Raw genomic sequence first — 22,037 nt, 5'->3', positions numbered from 1 at the left:
ACTACTTGCCGGGCTTCACGCCGGTGATCATGACGTTGTAGAAGAAGCTGCGCGGGACCACGTGCCTGAGGACCTTCTCGTCCACCCAGCTGAGCGTGCGCCACCCGCCGAACGCGAAGCGCGCCCAGCCCCAGCCCAGCTTCTCCGCGGGCACCGCGGCCTCGAATGTGCGGACCGGCCAGCCCAGCAGCGCGGCCGCGAACTCCTCGCTGCTCGCCTTCACCTCGACCGCGCCGGCCGAAGCCGCCGTCCGCTCCAGGTCCGACGGGTCGAAGGTGTGCAGGTCGACGACCGCCTCGAGCGCCGCGGCACGGGAGGACTCGTCGAGTTCGGCCTGCGGCCGCCGCCAGTCCCGCAGGAACGGCAGCTTCGTGACGTTGGTGGTGGCCTCCCACGTGAGGCGGCCGAGCCAGCGCGCGTAGAAGTTCCCGACCGTGCTGGGCTCGCCGGCGAAGACGAACCGGCCGCCCGGCTTCAGCACCCGCAGCACCTCCCGCAGCGACTGCTCGACGTCGGGGATGTGGTGCAGCACCGCGTGACCGACGACGAGGTCGAAGGTGTCGTCGTCGTACGGGATCGTCTCGGCGTCGGCCACCCGGCCGTCCACGTCGAGGCCGAGGTGCCCGGCGTTGCGCAGCGCCACCTTGACCATCCCGGGCGACAGGTCGGTGACCGAGCCGGTCCTCGCCACTCCGGCCTGCATGAGGTTCAGCAGGAAGAAGCCGGTGCCGCAACCGAGTTCGAGGGCCCGCTCGTACGGCAGGGGCTGGTCACCGGCGGCGGCGTCGAAACGACCCTTCGCGTAGTCGATGCAGCGCTCGTCGTAGGAGATCGACCACTTCTCGTCGTAGGTCTCGGCCTCCCAGTCGTGGTAGAGCACCTGCGCGAGCTTGGTGTCCCGAAGGGCGGCCGCCACCTCCTCGGCAGTGGCGTGCGGGTTCGGCGCGGGGTCGACCCCGTCGGTCCTGCTTGCAGTCATGAAGGGCATCCTACCCATCGGTAAGGAATGAACAAGTTCCAGTTCCGGGGTGCCTACTCCCCGACGAACTCGGCCTTACCCGGGCCGTTGGCGACGAAGGACTCCATGCCGATCGTGCGGTCCTTCGTCGCGAACAGGCCGGCGAAGACGTGCTGCTCGATCTTCAGCCCCGTGTCCAGGTCGGTGTCGAGGCCCTGGTCGATCGCGGCTTTGGCCGCCGCCAGTGCGCGGGTGGCGCCCCGGCTGAACTGCGACGCCCACGCGCGCGCCGCGTTGTACACCTCGTCCGGGGCGACGACCTCGTCGACCAGCCCCATCTGCAGGGCCTCGGCCGCACCGACGAAGCGGCCGGTGAACACCAGATCCTTCGCCCTCGACGGGCCGACGAGGCGGGCGAGGCGCTGCGTTCCGCCGCCGCCCGGGATGATGCCGAGCAGGATCTCCGGCACACCGACCTTCGCGTTGTCGCCGGCGATCCGCCGGTCCGCACCCAGCGCGAGCTCCAGGCCGCCCCCCAGCGCGTAGCCGGTGATCGCGGCCACCGTCGGCTTCGGGATCTCCGCCACCGACCCCAGCGCCGACTGCAGATCCGCGATGATCTCGCTCATCTGCACGTAGCTCAGCTCGGCCATCTCCTTGATGTCCGCGCCGGCCGCGAACACCTTCTCACCGCCGTAGACGATCACCGCCTTGACGTCGGAGTTCACGGTCGCCTCGCGCGCAGCGGCCCGGATCTCCTCCTGCACCTGCCGGTTGAGTGCGTTCATCGGCGGCCGGTCGAGCCGGATGGTGCCGATACCGTCGGAGACCTCGAGTGTCACGAATTCAGCCATGAGGCACAGGCTAGTTGGCATCCCGGGCGGCCCACGGATGCGGCCCCGCCTCGTAGTAGCCGTCCTGCTCGGGGAACTCCACCCGGAGCTGTCCCTCCCAGGTGATCCGGGTCGGCAGGATCGGCGTGATCTGCGGCTCCGCAGCGAGGATCTCCGCGACCGAGCCGAACCGTGACAGGGCCGTCAACTGGCTCCAGGTCGGGGGCAGCAGCACACTGCCGCCCTCCTGCCAGTGCGCGATCGCCTCCTGCGGAGTCTGCCACCGCACCTCGTCGGCCTCGCTCGTCTCGCCGTCGGCGATCTGTCCCTCGGGGGCCGCCGCGACGAAGAACCTCGTGTCGTAGCGACGACCCTCTCCGACCGGCGTGATCCAGTTCGACCACGGCCGCAACAGGTCCGCACGCAGCACCAGCCCCTCACGTTCGAGGAACTCGCCGAAGGTGAGCTCCCGAGCCTCGAGCTGCCTGCGGGCCTCCCCGAACGGTGTCGTGTCCGCCACCACGGTGTCCGGTGTCGCACCGGCGAGCAGCACCCCGCACTCCTCGAACGTCTCGCGCACGGCCGCGAGGACGAGCGCCTGCGCGAGCGTCTCGGAGGTGCCGAACCGCTCCGACCACCACGGCACGGGCGGTCCCGTCCACGCCACCGTCGCAGCGCTGTCCGACGGGTCGACGCCGCCGCCGGGAAACACCGTCATGCCGCCGGCGAACGCCATGCCGCGCACGCGCTGCAGCAGGAACACCTCGACGCCACGGTCGCCGTCCCGGACGAGGATCACCGTCGAGGCATCCTTGAGCGGCATCGCCGCTGCACCCGCGGGTTCTCCCGAACGTTCGATAGCCATACTCACAAGTTACGGCATGACGTGACACACAACTCACCCACCCGGCTGCTCCGCGCGGCAGTGACCTCGGCCGCGGCTCCGCTACGCGCGGCGGTGACCTCGGCCGCGGCTCCGCTACGCGCGGCGGTGCCTCCCGGGCTGGTACGTGCGGCGCGCGAAGAACCGGCCGTCCGCCTTGTCGAGCGTGATCGCCTGGCTGAACGCATCGCTGAGGTTCTCACCCGTGATCACGTCGTCGAGCAGACCCTGCGCCACCACCTGCCCCTCCTTGAGCAGCATCGCGTGGGTGAAGCCCGGCGGGATCTCCTCCACGTGATGGGTGATCAGCACGATCGCCGGAGCGTCCGGGTCGGCCGCCAGCACGCCGAGCCGCGCCACGAGCTCCTCACGACCACCGAGGTCCAGGCCGGCGGCGGGCTCGTCGAGCAGCAGCAACTCCGGATCCGTCATCAGCGCCCGGGCGATGAGCACGCGCTTGCGCTCACCCTCGGAGAGCGTGCCGTAGGTGCGGTCGGCGAGATGCTCGGCGCCGAGGCTTTCGAGCATCTCCACGGCGCGTGCGCTGTCCACCTCGTCGTACCGCTCGCGCCAGCGCCCCAGCACGCCGTACCCCGCGGAGATCACCAGGTCCACGACCTTCTCGTCGCCCGGCACACGGTTCGCCAGCGCCGACGACGACATCCCGATCCGGGGCCGCAGCTCGGACAGGTCGGTCTTCCCGAACGTCTCCGCCAGCACGTGCGCCGTCCCCGATGTGGGGAATGTCTCCGCTGCGGCCACCCGCAGCAGCGACGTCTTACCCGCCCCGTTCGGACCGAGGATCACCCAACGTTCGTCGAGTTCCACCTTCCAGGACACGGGACCGACGAGGACGTTGCCGCCCCGCCGCACGAGCACGTCGTCGAATTCGATGAGCAGATCGGGATCAGGTTTTGCCACGCCGACCATCTTTGCGTACGCGCACGAGCGGTTCACGGCAGGATCGCTTCCGTGTCGTACCCCTCGCCTCCACCGCACCCCTCCCCCGCACCCGGCGAGCCGCCGGTGGGACCTGCCGTCGCCCGGTCCGACGCCGGTCCCTTCCCGCTGGGCGCCTTCCCCGGCGACGACGGGACGCGGTTCGCCGTGCACGCGCCCCACGGCAGCCGTGTTCAGCTCTGCCTGATCGACGACGCCGGCCGCGAGGAACGCATCGACCTGCCGGACAAGACGTACGGCGTCTGGCACGGCGCGGTGCCGGGGGTCCGCCCGGGCCAGCGCTACGGATACCGCGTGCACGGCGCGTGGCAGCCCCGGACCGGGCTACGTGCCAATCCGCACAAGCTGCTGCTCGACCCGTGGGGCCGGCAGCTGACCGGCGACATCGGCGACACGGCCCGCTTGCTCGGCTACGAGCGCACCCCGTTCGGCGATGCGTCGACCGTGGACTCCCTCGGCCACACACCGCTGTCGGTGGTGGCCGACAACCCCGGCCGGGCCCGGCACAACCGTCCCGGCACGCCGTGGGAGCAGACGGTGATCTACGAACTGCACGTCGGCTCCTACACCGCCCGCCATCCCGCCGTCCCCGAGCAGTGGCGCGGCACCTATCTGGGTCTGACGGCGCCGGCCGTGCTCGAACACCTGGTCGGCCTGGGGGTCACCGCCGTCGAACTGCTGCCCGTGCACGCCTTCCTCACCGAACCACCCGTACGGGATCGCGGCATGCGCAACCACTGGGGTTACTCCACCGCTTCGTACTTCGCGCCCCACCCGGGCTACGCGGCCACCCCCGGCAACGAGATCGCGGAGTTCCGGACGATGGTCGACACGCTCCACGAGGCGGGCCTCGAGGTGATCCTCGACGTGGTCTACAACCACACCTGCGAATGGTCGGTGGACGGCCCGCACGTGTCCTGGCGCGGCCTCGACGCGCCCGGCTACTACCTCCTCGACGCCACCGGCCACGACATCGACCTGACGGGCTGTGGCAACACCGTCGACGGCAGTTCCCCGGTGGCGGTGCGGATGATCTGCGACAGCCTGCGGTACTGGGCGACGGAGATGGGTGTGGACGGCTTCCGGTTCGACCTGGCCAGCGCGCTCGCCCGGCCGCGAGGCGGCGACTTCGATCCCCGGGCGGCGGTGTTCACCGCCATCACCACCGACCCCGTCCTGACCCGGCTCAAGCTGATCGCCGAGCCCTGGGATGCGACCCTGCCCGGCTACCAGCTCGGCAACATCGGTCCCCAGTGGTCGGAGTGGAACGATCGTTACCGCGACTCGGTGCGGCGCTTCTGGGCGCGCGGTGCGGGAATCCGGGAGGTCGCCTCCCGGCTCGCGGGCTCGGAGGACCTCTACGGCCGGCACACCCACCGGCCGTGGATGTCGATCAACTTCGTCACCGCGCACGACGGTTTCACGATGGCCGACCTCGTCAGCTACCGGCGCAAGCACAACGAGGCCAACGGCGAACAGGGCCGTGACGGTAGCGACAACAACGAATCCGTCGACCACGGCGTCGAAGGACCCACGGACGATCCGCGGATCGTGGCCGCCCGGGCCCGGCACGTGCGTGCGCTGCTCGCCACCCTGCTGCTGTCGACCGGCACCCCGATGCTGCTCGCCGGCGACGAGTTCGGGCACTCCCAGGGCGGCAACAACAATGCCTATTGCGTGCCCGCCGACGTCCCAGTCCGCGACGCCTGGCCACTCGACTGGGAGCACGCGGACCAGGAACTCGTCGAGTTCGTGCGGCAGACGTTGCGTCTGCGCAAAGTGGTGCCGGTGCTGCGTCAGGGCCGCTTCTTCGACGGCAGGGCCCGCCAGGTCGGCTACCCCGACCTGGTGTGGTTCGGCGCGGACGGAAGGGAACTGCAGGAGGCGGACTGGCTCGACGAGAACCGGCGGACGCTGCAGGCGTGGGTGGACGGCTCGCAGCTGGGCACGGTCACCCGCGCGGGCGTTCCGCTGACGGACAGCAGCGGCCTGCTCGTGCTGCACGCAGGCGGCCCCACCACCCTGACCCTCGGCCGGGCCGAGTGGTACCACGGTGCGATGGTGTGCGCCTTCGACTCGAGCTCCCTCGACGGAGAGCCCGCGGATCTCACGCCGCTGCCCGCCGGCTCGACGTTCCCGCTGACCGGGCCGACGCTGCTGGTGTTCCGGATCGCGACGTGATCAGCCCGGGACGGCGACGACCGTCACCGACCCCGGCGTCACCTCGGTGAATCCCGCGTCCCGTACCGCCACGGCGGTGCCGGCGTCGACCCGCTCCGTCAGGTACCGCCACCGGGCGGGGTCGGCGTCGCGCACGGCACACACGAATCCGGAGTCGGCCCATGCGCCGGCGCGCTCGACGTCCAGGGCCCCGGCCAACAGCATCGCGGCGTGGCCGACCTGTGCCGCGGCCTTCCCGACGGTCATGCCGAGCGCGGCGTCGATCCACAGCACCGGAACTCCGGCGGGCGGATCGCCCGGGGTGTCGTGGGGCAGATCGGTGCCGCCGATCTGCAGCCGCGAGATGCGCGGATCGAGAGCGCCGACGGGCCCCGGGACCAGTGCCCGGGCGTGTGCCCCCCGGTGTTCGACGGTGATTCCGTCGACCTCCTGCGCGGCGCGCCACTGGGCACCGCGGGCGCGACGGCTGACCTTGCGGATGCGCGCGTCGGTCCACGCGAGGTAGGGCTCGCGCCACGGGCCGGGTTCACCGGCCGGCCCGGTCCCGACGCGTGGGTCCAGGCACAGCGCGATTGTCGCCATCGCAGCAGCCTCGAGCAGCGCGCTACGGGAGGGCGGATCCTGCTTGGGGATGTGCAGCACGATCGGCATCGCGAGCACCGCCCCGGGGTCCTCCGGGTCCGGTCGATGCCCGTAGCCGCGGGCGAGGACACCGTGGCGAGCCACGAAATCCGCACCGTGGCGAGCCACGAAATCCGCACCGTGGCGCGTCACGACATCCGCACCGTGGCGAGCCACGACGTCGGGACCGAGCGGGGCCGTGGCCTCAGGCACCGGTGTCGAGGGGCACGCGGCGCAGGGTGCCGTCGACCCGGTCGGCGGCCTCCACCTCGTCGCGGGTGACGCCGAGGACGAACAGCACCGCGTCCAGGTACGGGTGGGACAGCGCGGTGTCCGCGACCTCGCGTAGCGCCGGCTTGGCGTTGAAGGCGATGCCGAGCCCTGCCGCGCCGAGCATGTCGATGTCGTTGGCGCCGTCGCCGACCGCGACGGTCTGCTCGATCGGCACGCCGGCCTCGGCGGCGAACTCCCGCAGGGCACGGGCCTTGGCGGCGCGGTCCACCACCTCGCCGACGACGCGGCCGGTGAGCTTGCCGTCGACGATCTCGAGCGTGTTCGCCCGGACGAAGTCCAGTTCGAGTTCGTGGGCGAGGCCGTCGATGACCTGCCGGAAGCCACCGGAGACGACGCCGCATCGGAAGCCGAGCCGGCGCAGCGTGCGGATGGTGGTCCGGGCGCCGGGGGTGAGCTCGAGGTTCTCGGCGACCTCGTCGATCACCGACGCGGGCAACCCGGCCAGGGTCGCCACCCGCTGGTTCAGCGACTCGGTGAAGTCGATCTCCCCGCGCATCGCGGCCTCGGTGACGGCGCGGACCTTGTCCTCCACGCCGGCGTGCGCGGCGAGCATCTCGATGACCTCGCCCTGGACGAGGGTGGAGTCGACGTCGAACACGATCAGCCGCTTCGAGCGGCGGGCGAGACCGGCGCGCTCCACGGCGATGTCGACACTGAGGCCCGCGGCGACCTCGGCGAGCCCGGCGCGCAATCGGACGTCGGCCTCGGCGCCGGGGTCGGCCGCGGTCACCATGAGTTCGAGACCTGTCACCGGATAGTCGGCGATGCCCCGGATCGAGTCGATGTTGGCGCCCTGCCGCGCGAGCTCACGACCCACCGAACGCAGCGCCCGGGCGCTGACGGGACTGCCGAGGACCACAACGGCGTGGGTGGACACGGTCGAGCCGATACCCGGCTCGACACCGGTCTGCACCTGGGCGTGCATGCCGATGGTGGCCATGGCGGCCTCGATCTCGTCCTGCAGGGCATCGGGATCGGCGGGGCAGGAGACCAGCACACCGAGGGTGAGCCGGCCCCGGATCACGACCTGCTCGACGTCGAGCAGATCGACCTCGTGCCGGGTGAGCGCCGCGAAGAGCACAGAGGTCACGCCGGGATGGTCCGGCCCCGTCACAGTCACCAGCATCGCGGTGTCAGACGCCACCTACGTCTCCGATCCTTCGTCCGTCGCGGCACATGCTCACTCATTGTGCCAGGTGAACGGGGTGCCGAACGAGCAGGGGTCCACCCCGGAAGAATGCGCGAGGCCCCGCCCGTCGGGACGGGCGGGGCCTCGGGAAGCGTCGATCCGGTGTGCGGATCAGCGGTCGGCGGGGGTCCTCTCGGCACCCTCGCTCAGCGCCACATGGTTGTGCTTGTTGCTGCCCGGACCGACGTGCGCCTCGGCGCGGATGCGGTCCACCATGTGGGGGTAGTGCAGCTCGAACGCCGGGCGCTCGGAGCGGATGCGCGGCAGCTCGGTGAAGTTGTGCCGCGGCGGCGGGCAGCTCGTCGCCCACTCGAGGGAGTTGCCGTAACCCCACGGGTCGTCGACGGTCACGACCTGGCCGTACCGGTAGCTCTTGAACACGTTCCACAGGAACGGCAGGGTCGAGGCGCCGAGCACGAAGGCACCGACGGTCGAGATGATGTTCAGGGTGGTGAACCCGTCCGAGGGCAGGTAGTCGGCGTAGCGGCGCGGCATGCCCTCGTTGCCCAGCCAGTGCTGCACCAGGAACGTGGTGTGGAAGCCGAGGAAGGTCAGCCAGAAGTGCCACTTGGCGAGACGCTCGTCGAGCATGCGTCCGGTCATCTTCGGGAACCAGAAGTAGATGCCGGCGTAGGTGGCGAACACGATGGTGCCGAAGAGCACGTAGTGGAAGTGCGCGATGACGAAGTAGGAGTCCGTCACGTGGAAGTCGAGCGGCGGGCTGGCGAGGATGACGCCGGACAGGCCGCCGAACAGGAAGGTGACGATGAAGCCGACCGAGAACAGCATCGGCGACTCGAACGTCAGGTGGCCCTTCCACATGGTGCCGATCCAGTTGAAGAACTTCACGCCGGTGGGCACCGCGATCAGGAACGTCATGAAGGAGAAGTACGGCAGCAGCACGGCGCCGGTGGCGTACATGTGGTGCGCCCACACCGCGATCGAGAGCGCCGCGATGGCCAGGGTCGCGTAGACCAGGCCGGTGTAGCCGAAGATCGGCTTGCGCGAGAACACCGGGAAGATCTCCGAGACGATGCCGAAGAACGGCAGCGCGATGATGTACACCTCGGGGTGGCCGAAGAACCAGAACAGGTGCTGCCACAGCATGACGCCGCCGTTGGCGGGATCGAAGATGTGCCCGCCCAGGTGGCGATCGACGAAGAGGCCGAAGAACGCGGCGGTCAGCAGCGGGAACGCCAGGAGGATGAGCACGCTGGTGATGAGGATGTTCCAGGTGAAGATGGGCATCCGGAACATCGTCATGCCGGGGGCGCGCAGGCACACGACGGTGGTGATGAAGTTGACCGCACCGAGGATGGTGCCCAGACCCATCACGCCGAGGCCGAGGACCCAGAAGTCACCACCGACGCCGGGCGAGTGCAGCTCACTGGTGAGCGGGCTGTAGGCAGTCCAGCCGAAGTCGGCCGCACCACCGGGGGTGATGAAGCCGGCGGTCACGATCGTCGCGCCGAACAGGTACAGCCAGTAGCTGAACGAGTTCAGACGCGGGAACGCGACGTCGGGCGCGCCGATCTGCAGCGGCAGGATGTAGTTCGCGAAGGCGAACACGACCGGGGTCGCGTACATCAGCAGCATGATCGTGCCGTGCATGGTGAACAGCTGGTTGTACTGCTCGTTCGACAGGAACTGCAGACCCGGGACCGCGAGCTCGGTGCGGATGAGCAGAGCCATCACGCCACCGATGAGGAAGAACGCGAACGAGGTGACCATGTACATGATCCCGAGCATCTTGGGATCCGTGGTCGTGATCATCTTGTAGAAGAACGAGCCCTTGGGTCCCTGCCGCGGCGGGTACGGCCTCGCTGCAGCTATCTCCGGGACTGGCTGGGGCGCTACGGCAGTCACTAATCCTCCTGATTGCGCGCTCGACTCGCAGTGCGAGACGAACGTTCTCTGGCTTGCGCTGATCGAATCGTAGACGGTGCGACCACCGCACGCTCACCGGGTCCTACTCAGTGTCGTACTCGGCGGTCGAGCATACCGGCGGGGGTCTGTGACCCACGCAACCCGGGGCCGTGGCACACCTCACCGAGCACACGGTTTCGCCCGCACACTAAGGTAAGCGTTCCCTAACTGTTTGCGATCCCGAGAGACGAGGTCCACCGTGTATCCCCTCCCCCTGCGCCGCGGCATCGCCGCCCTGGCGGCGTCCCTGACCGCGGCCGTGCTGCTCGCGGGCTGTTCCTCCGGCGAGACGGCCGAGCAGACCCCCGCCACCGCGGGCTTCCCACGCACCGTCGAGCACTTCCGCGGAACGACCACCGTCGAGTCCCAGCCGCTGCGGGTCGTCGCGCTCGACACCAGCTACGCGGACGCGACGCTGCTGCTCGAGTCCGACCTCGTCGGCTACGTCGACTACCGCACCGAAGGACTGCCCGACTACCTCGGTGACAGCCGCCGGCAGTTCGCCGCCGAGGCCACCTCCGTCGGTGCGGTCTCCGACGCGAGCCTGGAGAAGATCGCCGCGCTGCACCCCGACCTGATCCTGTCCGCCGACGTGCGCGACGGCGAGAACTACGACAAGCTCTCCGCCATCGCGCCCACGGTCTTCTCCGAGAGCACCGGGCCGACGTGGAAGGACAACATCCGTCTCGCCGCGCGGGCCCTCGGCAAGGAGGACCTCGCCGAACAGAAGATCGCCGACTACGAGGCCCGGGCGAATGCCATCGGCGACGAGATCAACGCCACAGCCGGCAACCCCACCGTCTCGGTGGTCCGCTTCGCCGGTGAGCCCACCGCCCGCCTCTACCGCACCACGTCGTTCAGCGGCATCGTCCTCGAGGACGCCGGCCTGGCCCGCCCCGCGAGCCAGGGACCCGACCCGGCCGATCCGAGCAGCATCATGAACGCGATCAGCCCCGAACTCATCGGCGAGGCGGACGCGAATGTGATCTTCGTCAGCATGTACCGCGACGGGGAGGGCAAGTCCGAGGCGGCGGCGCAGCCGTTCCTCTCCAACCCGCTGTGGCAGAACCTGCGCGGCCGGAAGGTGGACGTGGACGACAGCCTGTGGATGACGCCGGTGTCCATCCAGGGCGCGCACGAGATCCTCGACGACCTCGCCGAGGCGTTCGGGGTCGATCCGCACACCAGTTAACCTGGACCGTCCCCTAGACAGGAGTGGTCGTATGCCCGCAGCGTCCCGGTCTCGCGCCGTCACGTGCACCGTCGCCCTCGCCGCCGTCGCGGCACTCGGGTTGGCGGGATGCGCGGAGGCGACGGACGATCCGGCGAGCAGCATCGTGCGCACCACCACCCGCATCGCCGGGGCGGCCGTCGTCGGGATCGAACGCGACACGACCACCGCGTGCGCGCTCCCCAGCCCCCCGGACCCGGGGCAGCCCGCCGGCGGCACCCGGTCGGTGATCCACACCGGCGGCGTCTCCGAGGTGCCCGCCGACCCGCAGCGGATCGTCGTGCTCGACGCCGCCGCGATGGACGCGGTGTGCGCCCTGGGCCTGTGGGAGCGGGTGGTCGGCACGACCACCGACGTCGCCCGGGCCGAGTACCTGGGCACGGGGATCGCGACGCTGCCGTCGGTGGGCACCACATCGGCGCCCGACGTCGCGCTCATCGACGGCGTGGAGCCGGACCTCATCCTCGGCTCGTCCGCCGACCCGGAGCTCTACCGCCGGCTCGGCACCGTCGCGCCGACGGTGCTCGTCGGCTCCGACCCGGTGTTCTGGCGGCAGCAGTTCCTCCGCGCCGGCGAAACACTCGGACGCTCGCAAGCGGCCGGCCGCGTGCTCGACGACTACCGCGCGACCGCGACGGACGTCGGCAAGGCGGTGACCGCGTCGCAGACCCAGGCGTCGATCGTGCGGTTCACCGGCGACGGCGCCGTCGTCGAGGGCACCGCCTCGTTCGCCGGACAGGTCCTCGCCGACGCCGGCGCCGCGCGCCCGCCCGCACAGCGGTTCGGTGTGCAGGACGGGCGCGCGGACGCCCCGCTCGACGAGGCCGACCCGGCCGCCGCGGAGGGCGACCTGATCTACGTCCGCTTCGCCGGCGAGGACGGCGTCGCGCACGGCAGCGAGGTGATGGACTCCGAGGCGTGGCTCGAGCTCGGGGCGGTCACCGACAGCCGGCTGTTCGCGGTGGACGACCTGGTGTGGTCCACGCCCGGCCCGGTGGCCGCGAAGGCCGTCCTGACGGATGTGCGCAACACCCTCAACGGCTATTCCAACTGAGTCGACCTCGTCGAAAGGCGCCCGGGGACATGCCTATTCCGGAGTTCGTCGCGCAACTGCGCGCACAGGTCGGTCCCGCGCCGCTGTGGCTGCCCGGCGTCAGCGCCGTCGTCGTCGACCCCGACGGACGGGTGCTGCTGACCCGTCGCGCGGACAACGGCCTGTGGGCCGTGGTCTCGGGCATCCTGGAACCCGGCGAGGAACCCGCCGTCGCGGCCGTGCGCGAGGTGCGGGAGGAGACCGGCATCGACGCCGAGATCGTCCGGCTCACGAGCGTGGACGTGACCGCTCCGATCACCTATCCCAACGGGGACGTCGCGCGGTACCTGGACGTGTGCTTCCTGATGCGCCCGACGGGTGGCGTGGCCCACGTCGCCGACGACGAGAACCTCGAGGTGGCCTGGTTCGCGCCGGATTCGTTGCCGCAGAACATGACCGCCACGTCGGTGCTGCGCCTGGAGAAGGCGCTGCGGGACGTGCCGGAGGCGTGGTTCCGCCGCCCCTGACGGTGCGCCTGACGCCCACCTGACGGCCGAATGTCACACGTGCTCGATCAGATCGAACGCGTGTGACATTCGGCCACAACAGGTGGACCGTGGGGTCAGAAGTCCCAGTCCTCGTCCTCGGTGACGACGGCCTTGCCGATCACGTACGAGCTGCCCGAGCCGGAGAAGAAGTCGTGGTTCTCGTCGGCATTCGGGGACAGCGCGGACAGGATCGCCGGGTTCACGTCGGTCTCGTCCTTGGGGAACAGCGCCTCGTAGCCGAGGTTCATCAGGGCCTTGTTGGCGTTGTACCGCAGGAACTTCTTGACGTCCTCGGTGAGCCCGGCCTCGTCGTAGAGGTCCGCGGTGTACTGGGTTTCGTTGTCGTACAGCTCGAACAGCAGATCGAAGACCCAGTCCTTGAGCTCGTCGCGCTCGGCCTGGGTGACCTGCTCGAGGCCGCGCTGGTACTTGTAGCCGATGTAGTAGCCGTGCACGGCCTCGTCGCGGATGATCAGCCGGATCATGTCCGCGGTGTTGGTCAGCTTCGCCCGCGACGACCAGTACATCGGCAGGTAGAAGCCCGAGTAGAACAGGAACGACTCGAGCAGCGTCGAGGCAGCCTTGCGCTTGAGCGGGCTGTCGCCCTGGTAGTAGTCGAGGACGATCTGCGCCTTGCGCTGCAGGTTGTCGTTCTCCTCCGACCAGCGGAACGCGTCGTCGATCTGGCGGGTGGAGCACAGCGTCGAGAAGATGCTCGAGTACGACTTGGCGTGCACCGACTCCATGAACGCGATGTTGGTGAGCACCGCCTCCTCGTGCGGGGTCACCGCGTCCGGGATCAGCGACACCGCGCCGACGGTGCCCTGGATCGTGTCGAGCAGGGTCAGACCGGTGAACACGCGCATGGTCAGTTCCTGCTCGTACTCGGTGAGCGTGCCCCACGACGGGATGTCGTTGGACACCGGGACCTTCTCCGGCAACCAGAAGTTGCCGGTGAGGCGGTCCCACACCTCCGAGTCCTTCTCGTCCGGAACGCGGTTCCAGTTGATCGCCGAGACGCGGTCGATCAGTTTGACGTGGGCGCCGTCGGCCGGCGAGTGCGCGCGGGGTGCGGAGGTCATCTGTCTTTCCCTACCTGAGTTTCGATGTGTACCGGCAAGATTCGTCACAGCATGCAGGAGACGCAGCCCTCGACCTCGGTGCCCTCGAGCGCCATCTGCCGCAGCCGGATGTAGTACAGCGTCTTGATTCCCTTGCGCCAGGCGTAGATCTGCGCCTTGTTCACGTCGCGGGTGGTGACGGTGTCCTTGAAGAACAACGTCAGCGACAGGCCCTGGTCGACGTGCTGGGTGGCCGCCGCGTACGTGTCGATGATCTTCTCGTACCCGATCTCGTACGCGTCCTGGAAGTACTCCAGGTTGTCGTTGGTCAGGTAGGGAGCGGGGTAGTAGACGCGGCCGATCTTGCCCTCCTTGCGGATCTCGATCTTCGACGCCACCGGGTGGATGGAACTGGTGGAGTTGTTGATGTACGAGATCGACCCGGTCGGCGGCACGGCCTGCAGGTTCTGGTTGTAGATGCCGTGCTCCTGGACCGACGCCTTCAGCGCACGCCAGTCGTCCTGCGTGGGAATCGCCACGTCGGCGTCGGCGAAGAGCTGCCGCACGCGGGCGGTGGCCGGCTCCCACACCTGGTCGGTGTACTTGTCGAAGAACTCGCCCGAGGCATACTTCGACTCGGGGAAGCCCTTGAAGTACGTGCCCCGCTCGATGGCGAGCCGGTTCGACGCGCGCAGCGCGTGGAACAGCACGGTGTAGAAGTAGATGTTCGTGAAGTCGACGCCCTCTTCGGAGCCGTAGAAGATGCGCTCACGGGCGAGGTAGCCGTGCAGGTTCATCTGTCCGAGGCCGATCGCGTGGGAGTCGTTGTTGCCCTGCTCGATCGACGGCACCGAGTAGATGTGGGTCTGGTCCGACACGGCGGTCAGCGCCCGGATCGCCACCTCGATGGTGTGCGCGAAGTCCGGCGAGTCCATCGCCTTGGCGATGTTCAGCGAGCCGAGATTGCACGAGATGTCCTTGCCCACATGGCTGTAGGACAGGTCCTCGTTGAACGTCGACGGCGTGGAGACCTGCAGGATCTCCGAGCACAGGTTCGAGTGGGTGATCTTGCCCTGAATGGGATTGGCCCGGTTGACGGTGTCCTCGAACATGATGTACGGGTAGCCGGACTCGAACTGCAGTTCCGCAACCGTCTGGAAGAACTCGCGCGCCTTGATCTTCGACTTGCGGATGCGCTTGTCGTCGACCATCTCGTAGTACTTCTCGGTGACGTCGATGTCGGCGAACGGCACACCGTAGATGCGCTCGACGTCGTACGGCGAGAACAGGTACATGTCCTCGTTGCGCTTCGCCAGCTCGAACGTGATGTCGGGGATGACGATGCCCAGCGAGAGGGTCTTGATGCGGATCTTCTCGTCCGCGTTCTCGCGCTTGGTGTCGAGGAAGCGGTAGATGTCGGGGTGGTGGGCGTGCAGATACACCGCGCCGGCGCCCTGGCGGGCCCCGAGCTGGTTGGCGTAGGAGAAGGAGTCCTCGAGCAGCTTCATGATCGGGATGACGCCGGAGGACTGGTTCTCGATCTGCTTGATCGGCGCCCCGTGCTCTCGGATGTTGCTCAGCAGCAACGCAACCCCGCCTCCGCGCTTGGACAGCTGCAGTGCCGAGTTGATCGAGCGGCCGATGGACTCCATGTTGTCCTCGATGCGCAGCAGGAAGCAGGAGACGGGCTCGCCGCGCTGCTTCTTGCCGGAGTTGAGGAACGTCGGGGTCGCGGGCTGGAACCGGCCGGAGATGATCTCGTCGACGAGGTGGGTCGCGAGCTGCTCGTCGCCGGCGGCCAGGGTCAGGGCGACCATGCAGACGCGGTCCTCGAACCGCTCCAGGTAGCGCTTGCCGTCGAACGTCTTGAGCGTGTACGAGGTGTAGTACTTGAACGCACCCAGGAACGTCGGGAAGCGGAACTTCTTCGAGTAGGCGTGCTCGAAGAGCTGCTTGACGAACGGGCGGGAGTACTGCTCGAGCACCTCGGGCTCGTAGTAGTTCTCCTCCACGAGGTAGTCGAGCTTCTCCTCGAGGTTGTGGAAGAACACCGTGTTCTGGTTGACGTGCTGCAGGAAGTACTGGCGCGCGGCGGCGACGTCCTTGTCGAACTGGATCTCGCCGTTGGGCCCGTAGAGGTTCAACATCGCGTTGAGCGCGTGGTAGTCGAGTCCCTTGAGGGATTCGTCGATCTTGGCGCTCGCTGCCGGCGCGGCATCGGTGACGGTCACGGTGCTTGCTCCCACTGTGAGTAGACGGGTTCGCCGCGCACCCGTATCCCCGACGGTGACGCAGCGTTGATGGAGTGGACGAGTGTGGGTGAGGTCGCGGTTACGCCGACTGCAACGCCTGCGCCCAGAACTGTGCCAGGCCCTCGCGGACGCGCTCGACGTCCTCGGCGGTACCCATCAGTTCGAACCGGTAGAGGTACGGGACCTTGCACTTCTGGGAGACCACATCCCCGGCGTAACAATAGGATTCGCCGAAGTTGGTGTTGCCGGCGGCGATGACCCCGCGAATCAGCGCACGGTTGCGCGGATTGTTGAGGAACCGGATGACCTGCTTGGGCACGAAGTTCGTGTCCCGGCCGGTCGCGGTGGTGCCGCCGCCGTAGGTCGGCAGGATCAGCACGTACGGCTCGTGCACCTCGAAGGTGCCGTCACGGTCGTGCAGCGGAATCCGGGTGGCCGGCAACCCCAGTCGCCGGACGAATCGGTGCGTGTTCTCCGATGTGCTCGAGAAGTACACCAACGAGGTCATGGATGTCTCACATCACTTCGCTCGGGTCCGGCGACCGGCCGCAGGGGCGGTGGGTCGGCGCGCGACGGGTCAGGCGGCGACGGCGAGGGCCTTGATCCGGTCCGGGCGGAAGCCGGACCAGTGCTCGTCACCGGCGACCACCACGGGGGCCTGCAGGTAACCGAGGGCCATCACGAAGTCCCGCGCTTCCGGGTTCTCCGAGATGTCGACGACGGCGTACTCGATACCGGCCTTGTCGAGGGCACGGTAGGTGGCATTGCACTGAACGCAGGCAGGCTTGGTGTAGACGGTGATGTTCATGGTTTCCCCTTTTCGACAACCTGACGACTGACTGCACAGCAGTGCCTCGAGGCCCGTCGTACCAGCACGATCCCGCTTCCCCGAGGGACCGGAAACGATCAAGCCTTCCAGCGCTCTAGACACTACACCTAGTGGCCGACAGATTCATAGAACGCGAGATGTTGTGAGTTACAGCCGTGATATTCCCAGGTCGTTATTCACCGCGCGGGGCTGTCGGGCAGGTACGGGAGCACGTCCTCGAGGTGCACCGGAAGCCGGCGCACCCGCGCCCCGGTGGCGTGCCGGAGGGCATTGACGACCGCCGCGGCGCTGCCGACGATGCCGATCTCCCCGACCCCGCGCGACCCCATCGGTGTGGCGTGCAGGTCGTCCTCGTCGAGCCAGGTCGCGTCCACGTCGCCGACGTCGGCATTGGTGGGGATGTGGTACTCCGCAAGGTCGTGGTTGACCACGTGGCCGGTGCGGGGATCGCGGATGCTCTCCTCGTGCAGGGCCATGGAGATGCCGAAGCACATCCCGCCGATCAGCTGCGAACGGGCGGTGCGGGGGTTGACCACCCGGCCCACGGAGAACACGCCGAGCATCCTCGGCACCCGGATCTCGCCCGTGTCGACATCCACCCGCACCTCGGCGAAATGCGCGCCGAACGACTGGATGCGGTAGTGCTCGAGCGCGGGATTCTCCTCGGCCGTCGCCGATGCCTCGGCACCCGGCTCCGGTCGATCCCCGTGCCGCTTGCGGAACGCGTGGGCCGCGGCGACGATCGCGGTGCCCCACGACGAGGTACCGGAGGATCCGCCGGCGACGGTGGCGTTCGGCAGGGCCGAGTCACCGATCTCGAGATGGATGTCCTCGGGCCGGCAGCCGAGCGCGTCGGCCGCGACGAGGGTGAGCGTGGTCCATGCTCCGGTCCCGATGTCCGCGGCGCCGGTGCGGACGGTGAAGCGCCCGTCGCCGTCGTGCCGGACCGCGACCTCGGTGCCGGGGTTGACCAGGTGCGGGTAGCTCGCCGCGGCCACTCCGGTCCCCACGAGCCACCGGCCGTCGCGGCGGGTGCCGGGCGTGCGGTCGGCGGCGTCCCAGCCGAAACTGCGACTCCCCTCCCGCAGGCACTCCACCAGCCGGCGCGAGGACCAGGGCCGGCCGGACTCGGGATCGGCGGGCGGGTCGTTGCGGACCCGCAGTTCGATCGGGTCCATGCCGCACGCCACCGCCAGCTCGTCCATCGCGACCTCGCCGGCGAACATCCCGGGGGCCTCCCCCGGCGCACGCATCCAGTAGGGCGCGGGCACGTCGAGCGCGACGATGCGGTGCGAGGTGCGCCGATACGGCGAGGCGTACATCCCCCGTGACGACACCGCCGTCTGCTCCGCGTACTCGCGCACGTGCGAGGACTGCGAGAAGGCCTCGTGCACCATGGCTTCGAGACGCCCTTCCCGGCTCGCGACGAGGCGGACGTGCGAGACGGTGGGCGGCCGGTAGCCGACGTACCCGAACATGTCCTGCCGGGACACGGCGAACTTGACCGCCCGACCGGGCAGCAGGCGCGCCGCCATCGCCGCCACGACGTCGTGCGCGTGCGGCGCCCCCTTGGACCCGAAACCACCCCCGACGTAGGGACTGATCACCCGCATCTGCTGGGGGCGCAGACCGAGCACGGGAGCCAGCGTGGAGACGACGCCGTGGGCGCTCTGCGTGGAGTCGTACAACGTCAACGACTCGCCGGACCACTCGGCCACGACCGTGTGCGGTTCGAGGGGGTTGTTGTGCTCCTCCGGGGTGGAATACCAGCCGTCGACCACGACGCCGTCGCGCTCCGCGGCCTCGGCCGCTGCGGCATCGCCCTGTTCCGTGTCGGTCGGATATCCGCCGTTGGCCTGTTCCGGGGCATAGCTGCGCGGGTGGTCGTGCCGGAACGCGACGTCGTGCGGCGCGGACTCGTACTCCACCCGGACCAGTTCGCTTGCGTGTCGCGCGATCTCGGGCGTCTCGGCGACCACGGCGGCGACGATCTGCCCCCGGAAGGCGACGTCCGGGCTCTGCAGGACCGCGTACTCGGCCTCCGAGGTGTCCGCCAGGCGGGGGGCACTCCACGGGGTGAGAACGACGAGCACGCCGGGCAGGGCCTCCGCCTCCGCGGTCTCGATGCGGGTCACCGTTCCCCGCGCCACGGTTGCCGTGACCGGGACGAGGTAGGCCGGGTCGTCGACCGGATGCTCGTACGCGTAGGGCGCGGTTCCGGCCACCTTCTGCGGGCCGTCCACCCGCGGCGTCGACGTGCCGATCGGGCGCTGGGCCGAGTGGGTCATGCGACTGCCTCCGAGGTGAGTTCACGCAGTACCGAGACGAGGGTGCGGCGCAGCAGCGGCACCTTGAACTCGTTGCCGTCGAGGGGCCGGGCATCGGCGAGTTCCGCGTCGGCGGCCGCAGCGAAGACGCCGTCACCGGGGGCGCTCCCCAGCAGGACGTGCTCGGCGCGATGGGCGCGCCACGGCCGGTGCGCGACGCCGCCGAGGGCGATGCGGCATCCGGTGACGACGCCGTCGGCGACCGTCAGGTCCGCCGCCACCGAGACGAGCGCGAACGCGTACGACGCCCGGTCGCGCACCTTGCGGTACGTCGAGACGGCGCCTTCGGGCGCCGGGATCTCGACGTCCAGGATCAGCTCGTCGCGCTCGAGCACCGTGTCGTACTCGGGGCTTTCGCCGGGAAGCCGGTAGAGCTGCTCGACGGGGATGCACCGCTCCCCCTGCGATCCGAGCACCGTCACCTGGGCGTCGAGCGCGAGCAGCGCCACCGCCATATCCGACGGGTGGGTGGCGACGCACTGTTCGGAGGCGCCGAGGATGGCGTGGTAGCGGGTGTAGCCACCGATCGCGGTGCAGCCGCTGCCCGGGGTGCGCTTGTTGCACGGGGTCGACGGGTCCCGGAAGTACACGCAGCGGGTGCGCTGGAGCAGATTGCCGGCGGTGGTGGCCATGTTGCGCAGCTGCGGGGAGGCGCCGGCCAGCAGGGCCCGGGCCAGGACCGGGTACCGGCGGCGGACGATCGGGTGGGCGGCCAGGTCGCTGTTGCGCACGTTGGCGCCGACGCGCAGCCCGCCTTCGGCGGTCTCCTCCACGATGTCGAGCGACAGGCGGGAGACGTCGACGAGGACGTCGGGCGCGGTGACGCCGAGCTTGAGGTGGTCCACCAGGTTCGTGCCGCCGGCGAGGAAGGCGGCACCCGGGTGGCCGGCGACCGCGGCGACCGCGGCGGCGGGATCGGCAGGCGTCTCGTAGCGGAACGTCTTCACGAGCAGTGCCCCTCCCCGCGCGCGACGTGGCGGAGCGCTTCGACGATGTTGGGGTAGGCCGCGCAGCGGCACAGGTTTCCGCTCATGCGTTCGCGGATCTCGTCGTCGGTCAGTTCCGGGTCCTGTGTGAGGTCCGCGGTGACGTGGCTCGGGGAACCCTTGGCGGCCTCGTCGAACATCCCGACGGCGGAGCAGATCTGGCCCGGTGTGCAGTAGCCGCACTGGAAGGCGTCGCATTCGACGAACGCCTGGGGCAGGTGCGAGGGACCGTCGTCCGCGATGCCGGCGGCGGTGACGACGTCGGCGCCGTCGTGGGCGACCGCGAGCGACAGGCAGCTCACGATGCGCCGGGAGTCGAGCAGGACCGTGCACGCGCCGCACTGGCCGTGGTCGCAGCCCTTCTTCGGGGAGTAGATCCCGAGCCGGTCGCGCAGGGCATCGAGGAGCGTGGTGCGCACGTCGACGGTGCAGCGGCGCTCACGGCCGTCGACGCGCAGGGTGATCGTGTGCTCGTGTTCGCCGGGACTGTCGCTCTCGTGCGCCATGGGCTCCTCCGTCGCGGTGGGGACTGGCGAGGTATTCCCCGCAGCATGCCCCGGCAATCACGGCTGCGGGCGCGAATGGGGTACGGACGGTGACGGCCCCGGACCTGGCGTGGTCCGGGGCCGTTCGGTGTGCGGCCGGCTCAGGCGTCGACGAGTTCCCGGCGGGCGTCGGCGAGCTGGGCGAGCAGCGCGGAGATCTGCTCGGCGACCTCGGCGTTCTCCTTGGGGTGGGCGTCGCCGAACTTGTCGATGGTGCCGCCGATGGACAGCTGCAGGCCCGTCCGGCTGCCGGCGATGCCGAGCGCCTTGACGGTCTCCTCGAGCGCCCACTTCGCGCCGTTGCCGCTGGGCGAGGCGCTGATGACGGCGACGGGCTTGCCGGCCAGGGCGCCGGCGCCGTACGGGCGGGAGAGCCAGTCGATGGCGTTCTTGAGCACGGCGGGGATGGTGCCGTTGTACTCGGGGGTGACGAGCAGGAGGGCGTCGGCCTCGCTCGCCGCGACGCGCAGCGCCCCGGCGGCGACGGGCGCGCCGGTCTCGCCGTCGAGGTCCTCGTTGTAGAAGGGCACCTCGCCGAGGCCTTCGTACACGGAGACCTCGACGCCCTGCGGCGCGACGGCGGCCGCGGTCTCGGCGAGGCGGCGGTTGACGGAGGCGGAGCGCAGGCTGCCGACGAGAGCGAGAACGCGGGTCTGGGACATGGGGGTGTTTCCTTCGGTTCGGGTGTCCGGGTCTGACTCCACTCTAAACGGACCGCGGTCCACTTCCATTCCCGGGCGGTACTGTGACGTGGTGAACATTCCGCTGCTGCCGCTGGTCGGGGACGAGGGCGTCGAACGGTGCGACGCGGCCCGCAACCGGCGCCGGCTCCTCGAGGCGGCCTCGCTCCTCGTCGCCGAACGCGGCGTCGACGCGGTCACGATGGACGCCGTGGCCGCGCGCGCCGGGGTCGGCAAGGGCACCGTCTTCCGCCGCTTCGGCTCCCGTGCGGGACTCATGCGCGCCCTGCTCGACCATTCCGAACAGGCCCTGCAGCAGCAGTTCCTCACCGGTCCCCCGCCGCTCGGACCCGGCGCCGATCCCGTCGACCGGCTCGTCGCGTTCGGTCGTGCCCGCATCCGTCTCGTGGAGGTGCAGGGCGAGGTGCTCCGCGCCGCGGAGAGTTCCGCCGAGGCCCGGTTCAATGCCCCGGCACGGGCCGTCAGCCTGACCCACATCGAGGTCCTGCTTCGCGCTGCGGGTGTCGACGGCGACCTCCCGCTGCTGGCCCAGGCCCTGTTCGCCCCGCTCGAGGCCACCCTGGTCCTGCATCAGTGGCGCGATCTGGGGTTCTCGCTCGACCGGCTCGCCGACGGGTGGGCGGACCTGGCCCGCCGCGTCGTCACGGCGCCGCCCGCCGCCGGGCGGGCGGTACCGTGA

The 22,037-nt window shown here is 69.7% G+C and carries 20 protein-coding genes; 5 read left to right on the top strand and 15 right to left on the bottom strand.

Annotation, left to right across the window (positions count from 1 at the left end):
* Window position 1 precedes the first annotated feature (1 nt).
* From A4U64_RS08190 to A4U64_RS08175, 4 genes are all read right to left on the bottom strand, one after another.
* A complete protein-coding gene (locus tag A4U64_RS08190) occupies window positions 2-979 on the bottom strand; it encodes a class I SAM-dependent methyltransferase (RefSeq protein ID WP_006933177.1) in 978 nt (325 codons plus the stop codon).
* A gap of 53 nt (window positions 980-1,032) precedes the next feature.
* Window positions 1,033-1,812, bottom strand: a complete 780-nt coding sequence (locus tag A4U64_RS08185) for an enoyl-CoA hydratase-related protein (RefSeq protein WP_006933175.1) — start codon at window positions 1,810-1,812, stop codon at window positions 1,033-1,035.
* Window positions 1,813-1,822: 10 nt separating this feature from the next.
* Entirely contained in the window at window positions 1,823-2,656 is an 834-nt protein-coding gene (locus A4U64_RS08180) for an NUDIX hydrolase (protein WP_029544471.1), read from the bottom strand.
* Window positions 2,657-2,770: 114 nt separating this feature from the next.
* Window positions 2,771-3,604, bottom strand: a complete 834-nt coding sequence (locus A4U64_RS08175; RefSeq protein WP_037201771.1) for an ABC transporter ATP-binding protein — start codon at window positions 3,602-3,604, stop codon at window positions 2,771-2,773.
* A gap of 96 nt (window positions 3,605-3,700) precedes the next feature.
* On the opposite strand from A4U64_RS08175, the gene glgX reads away from it, so the two are divergent.
* Window positions 3,701-5,815, top strand: coding sequence for a glycogen debranching protein GlgX (gene glgX / locus A4U64_RS08170; RefSeq protein ID WP_231772701.1), 2,115 nt, complete (start codon window positions 3,701-3,703; stop codon window positions 5,813-5,815).
* Here the strand turns inward: glgX and A4U64_RS08165 are convergent, their stop codons facing one another.
* From A4U64_RS08165 to ctaD, 3 genes are all read right to left on the bottom strand, one after another.
* Window positions 5,816-6,589, bottom strand: coding sequence for a peptidyl-tRNA hydrolase (locus A4U64_RS08165; RefSeq protein ID WP_065923437.1), 774 nt, complete (start codon window positions 6,587-6,589; stop codon window positions 5,816-5,818).
* 52 nt (window positions 6,590-6,641) lie between these two features.
* Window positions 6,642-7,856, bottom strand: a complete 1,215-nt coding sequence (gene serB / locus A4U64_RS08160; RefSeq protein ID WP_170914110.1) for a phosphoserine phosphatase SerB — start codon at window positions 7,854-7,856, stop codon at window positions 6,642-6,644.
* Between the two features lie 174 nt (window positions 7,857-8,030).
* On the bottom strand, window positions 8,031-9,785 hold the full coding sequence (ctaD, locus tag A4U64_RS08155; protein ID WP_075288606.1) for an aa3-type cytochrome oxidase subunit I: 1,755 nt from the start codon (window positions 9,783-9,785) through the stop codon (window positions 8,031-8,033).
* Window positions 9,786-10,044: 259 nt separating this feature from the next.
* Between ctaD and A4U64_RS08150 the strand changes: the two genes are divergently transcribed.
* Genes A4U64_RS08150 through A4U64_RS08140 form a run of 3 tightly spaced genes read left to right on the top strand, consistent with a single transcriptional unit; the run spans window position 10,045 to window position 12,636 of the window.
* Window positions 10,045-11,037 carry an ABC transporter substrate-binding protein gene (locus A4U64_RS08150; RefSeq protein ID WP_065922432.1) on the top strand — a complete coding sequence of 331 codons (993 nt, stop codon included), beginning with the start codon at window positions 10,045-10,047 and terminating at the stop codon, window positions 11,035-11,037.
* Window positions 11,038-11,068: 31 nt separating this feature from the next.
* The gene (locus tag A4U64_RS08145) at window positions 11,069-12,130 is read left to right on the top strand and encodes an ABC transporter substrate-binding protein (RefSeq protein ID WP_065922431.1); all 1,062 of its coding nucleotides are present in this window, start codon (window positions 11,069-11,071) and stop codon (window positions 12,128-12,130) included.
* 29 nt (window positions 12,131-12,159) lie between these two features.
* The gene (locus A4U64_RS08140) at window positions 12,160-12,636 is read left to right on the top strand and encodes an NUDIX hydrolase (protein ID WP_065922430.1); all 477 of its coding nucleotides are present in this window, start codon (window positions 12,160-12,162) and stop codon (window positions 12,634-12,636) included.
* Between the two features lie 95 nt (window positions 12,637-12,731).
* Here A4U64_RS08140 and nrdF read toward each other — a convergent pair whose 3' ends face one another.
* From nrdF to A4U64_RS08100, 8 genes are all read right to left on the bottom strand, one after another.
* Window positions 12,732-13,739, bottom strand: coding sequence for a class 1b ribonucleoside-diphosphate reductase subunit beta (gene nrdF, locus A4U64_RS08135; protein ID WP_043798885.1), 1,008 nt, complete (start codon window positions 13,737-13,739; stop codon window positions 12,732-12,734).
* 44 nt (window positions 13,740-13,783) lie between these two features.
* The gene (gene nrdE / locus A4U64_RS08130) at window positions 13,784-15,865 is read right to left on the bottom strand and encodes a class 1b ribonucleoside-diphosphate reductase subunit alpha (protein WP_206530652.1); all 2,082 of its coding nucleotides are present in this window, start codon (window positions 15,863-15,865) and stop codon (window positions 13,784-13,786) included.
* Window positions 15,866-16,049: 184 nt separating this feature from the next.
* Window positions 16,050-16,478 carry a class Ib ribonucleoside-diphosphate reductase assembly flavoprotein NrdI gene (gene nrdI, locus A4U64_RS08125; protein ID WP_006940545.1) on the bottom strand — a complete coding sequence of 143 codons (429 nt, stop codon included), beginning with the start codon at window positions 16,476-16,478 and terminating at the stop codon, window positions 16,050-16,052.
* A gap of 69 nt (window positions 16,479-16,547) precedes the next feature.
* Window positions 16,548-16,778, bottom strand: a complete 231-nt coding sequence (locus A4U64_RS08120; RefSeq protein ID WP_006940556.1) for a redoxin NrdH — start codon at window positions 16,776-16,778, stop codon at window positions 16,548-16,550.
* 197 nt (window positions 16,779-16,975) lie between these two features.
* On the bottom strand, window positions 16,976-19,087 hold the full coding sequence (locus tag A4U64_RS08115) for a xanthine dehydrogenase family protein molybdopterin-binding subunit (RefSeq protein ID WP_029544483.1): 2,112 nt from the start codon (window positions 19,085-19,087) through the stop codon (window positions 16,976-16,978).
* Window positions 19,084-20,073, bottom strand: coding sequence for an FAD binding domain-containing protein (locus A4U64_RS08110; RefSeq protein WP_029544485.1), 990 nt, complete (start codon window positions 20,071-20,073; stop codon window positions 19,084-19,086). The genes A4U64_RS08115 and A4U64_RS08110 overlap by 4 nt, the downstream gene beginning before the upstream one ends.
* On the bottom strand, window positions 20,070-20,618 hold the full coding sequence (locus A4U64_RS08105) for a 2Fe-2S iron-sulfur cluster-binding protein (protein ID WP_006940562.1): 549 nt from the start codon (window positions 20,616-20,618) through the stop codon (window positions 20,070-20,072). The genes A4U64_RS08110 and A4U64_RS08105 overlap by 4 nt, the downstream gene beginning before the upstream one ends.
* A 140-nt stretch (window positions 20,619-20,758) precedes the next feature.
* On the bottom strand, window positions 20,759-21,319 hold the full coding sequence (locus A4U64_RS08100) for an NAD(P)H-dependent oxidoreductase (RefSeq protein WP_006940564.1): 561 nt from the start codon (window positions 21,317-21,319) through the stop codon (window positions 20,759-20,761).
* An 88-nt stretch (window positions 21,320-21,407) separates the two neighbouring features.
* Here A4U64_RS08100 and A4U64_RS08095 point away from each other — a divergent pair, with 88 nt between their 5' ends.
* Complete coding sequence (locus A4U64_RS08095) at window positions 21,408-22,037, top strand: TetR/AcrR family transcriptional regulator (protein ID WP_006940565.1); 630 nt, start codon at window positions 21,408-21,410, stop codon at window positions 22,035-22,037.

The sequence above is a fragment of the Rhodococcus sp. WB1 genome (assembly GCF_001700945.1).
GTDB lineage: Bacteria > Actinomycetota > Actinomycetes > Mycobacteriales > Mycobacteriaceae > Rhodococcus > Rhodococcus aetherivorans.
Note: the sequence above shows the minus strand (reverse complement) of the source record. Positions and strands in the feature narration are given on the sequence as shown.

Excerpts from the sequence above, each read along its gene's own strand:
- A4U64_RS08190 (WP_006933177.1), bottom strand. The coding sequence starts at position 979 with ATGACTGCAAGCAGGACCGACGGGGTCGACCCCGCGCCGAACCCGCAC.
- A4U64_RS08185 (WP_006933175.1), bottom strand. The coding sequence starts at position 1,812 with ATGGCTGAATTCGTGACACTCGAGGTCTCCGACGGTATCGGCACCATC.
- A4U64_RS08180 (WP_029544471.1), bottom strand. The coding sequence starts at position 2,656 with ATGGCTATCGAACGTTCGGGAGAACCCGCGGGTGCAGCGGCGATGCCG.
- A4U64_RS08175 (WP_037201771.1), bottom strand. The coding sequence starts at position 3,604 with ATGGTCGGCGTGGCAAAACCTGATCCCGATCTGCTCATCGAATTCGAC.
- serB (WP_170914110.1), bottom strand. The coding sequence starts at position 7,856 with ATGCTGGTGACTGTGACGGGGCCGGACCATCCCGGCGTGACCTCTGTG.
- A4U64_RS08145 (WP_065922431.1), top strand. The coding sequence starts at position 11,069 with ATGCCCGCAGCGTCCCGGTCTCGCGCCGTCACGTGCACCGTCGCCCTC.
- A4U64_RS08140 (WP_065922430.1), top strand. The coding sequence starts at position 12,160 with ATGCCTATTCCGGAGTTCGTCGCGCAACTGCGCGCACAGGTCGGTCCC.
- nrdF (WP_043798885.1), bottom strand. The coding sequence starts at position 13,739 with ATGACCTCCGCACCCCGCGCGCACTCGCCGGCCGACGGCGCCCACGTC.
- nrdE (WP_206530652.1), bottom strand. The coding sequence starts at position 15,865 with ATGTTGAACCTCTACGGGCCCAACGGCGAGATCCAGTTCGACAAGGAC.
- nrdI (WP_006940545.1), bottom strand. The coding sequence starts at position 16,478 with ATGACCTCGTTGGTGTACTTCTCGAGCACATCGGAGAACACGCACCGA.
- A4U64_RS08120 (WP_006940556.1), bottom strand. The coding sequence starts at position 16,778 with ATGAACATCACCGTCTACACCAAGCCTGCCTGCGTTCAGTGCAATGCC.
- A4U64_RS08115 (WP_029544483.1), bottom strand. The coding sequence starts at position 19,087 with ATGACCCACTCGGCCCAGCGCCCGATCGGCACGTCGACGCCGCGGGTG.
- A4U64_RS08105 (WP_006940562.1), bottom strand. The coding sequence starts at position 20,618 with ATGGCGCACGAGAGCGACAGTCCCGGCGAACACGAGCACACGATCACC.
- A4U64_RS08100 (WP_006940564.1), bottom strand. The coding sequence starts at position 21,319 with ATGTCCCAGACCCGCGTTCTCGCTCTCGTCGGCAGCCTGCGCTCCGCC.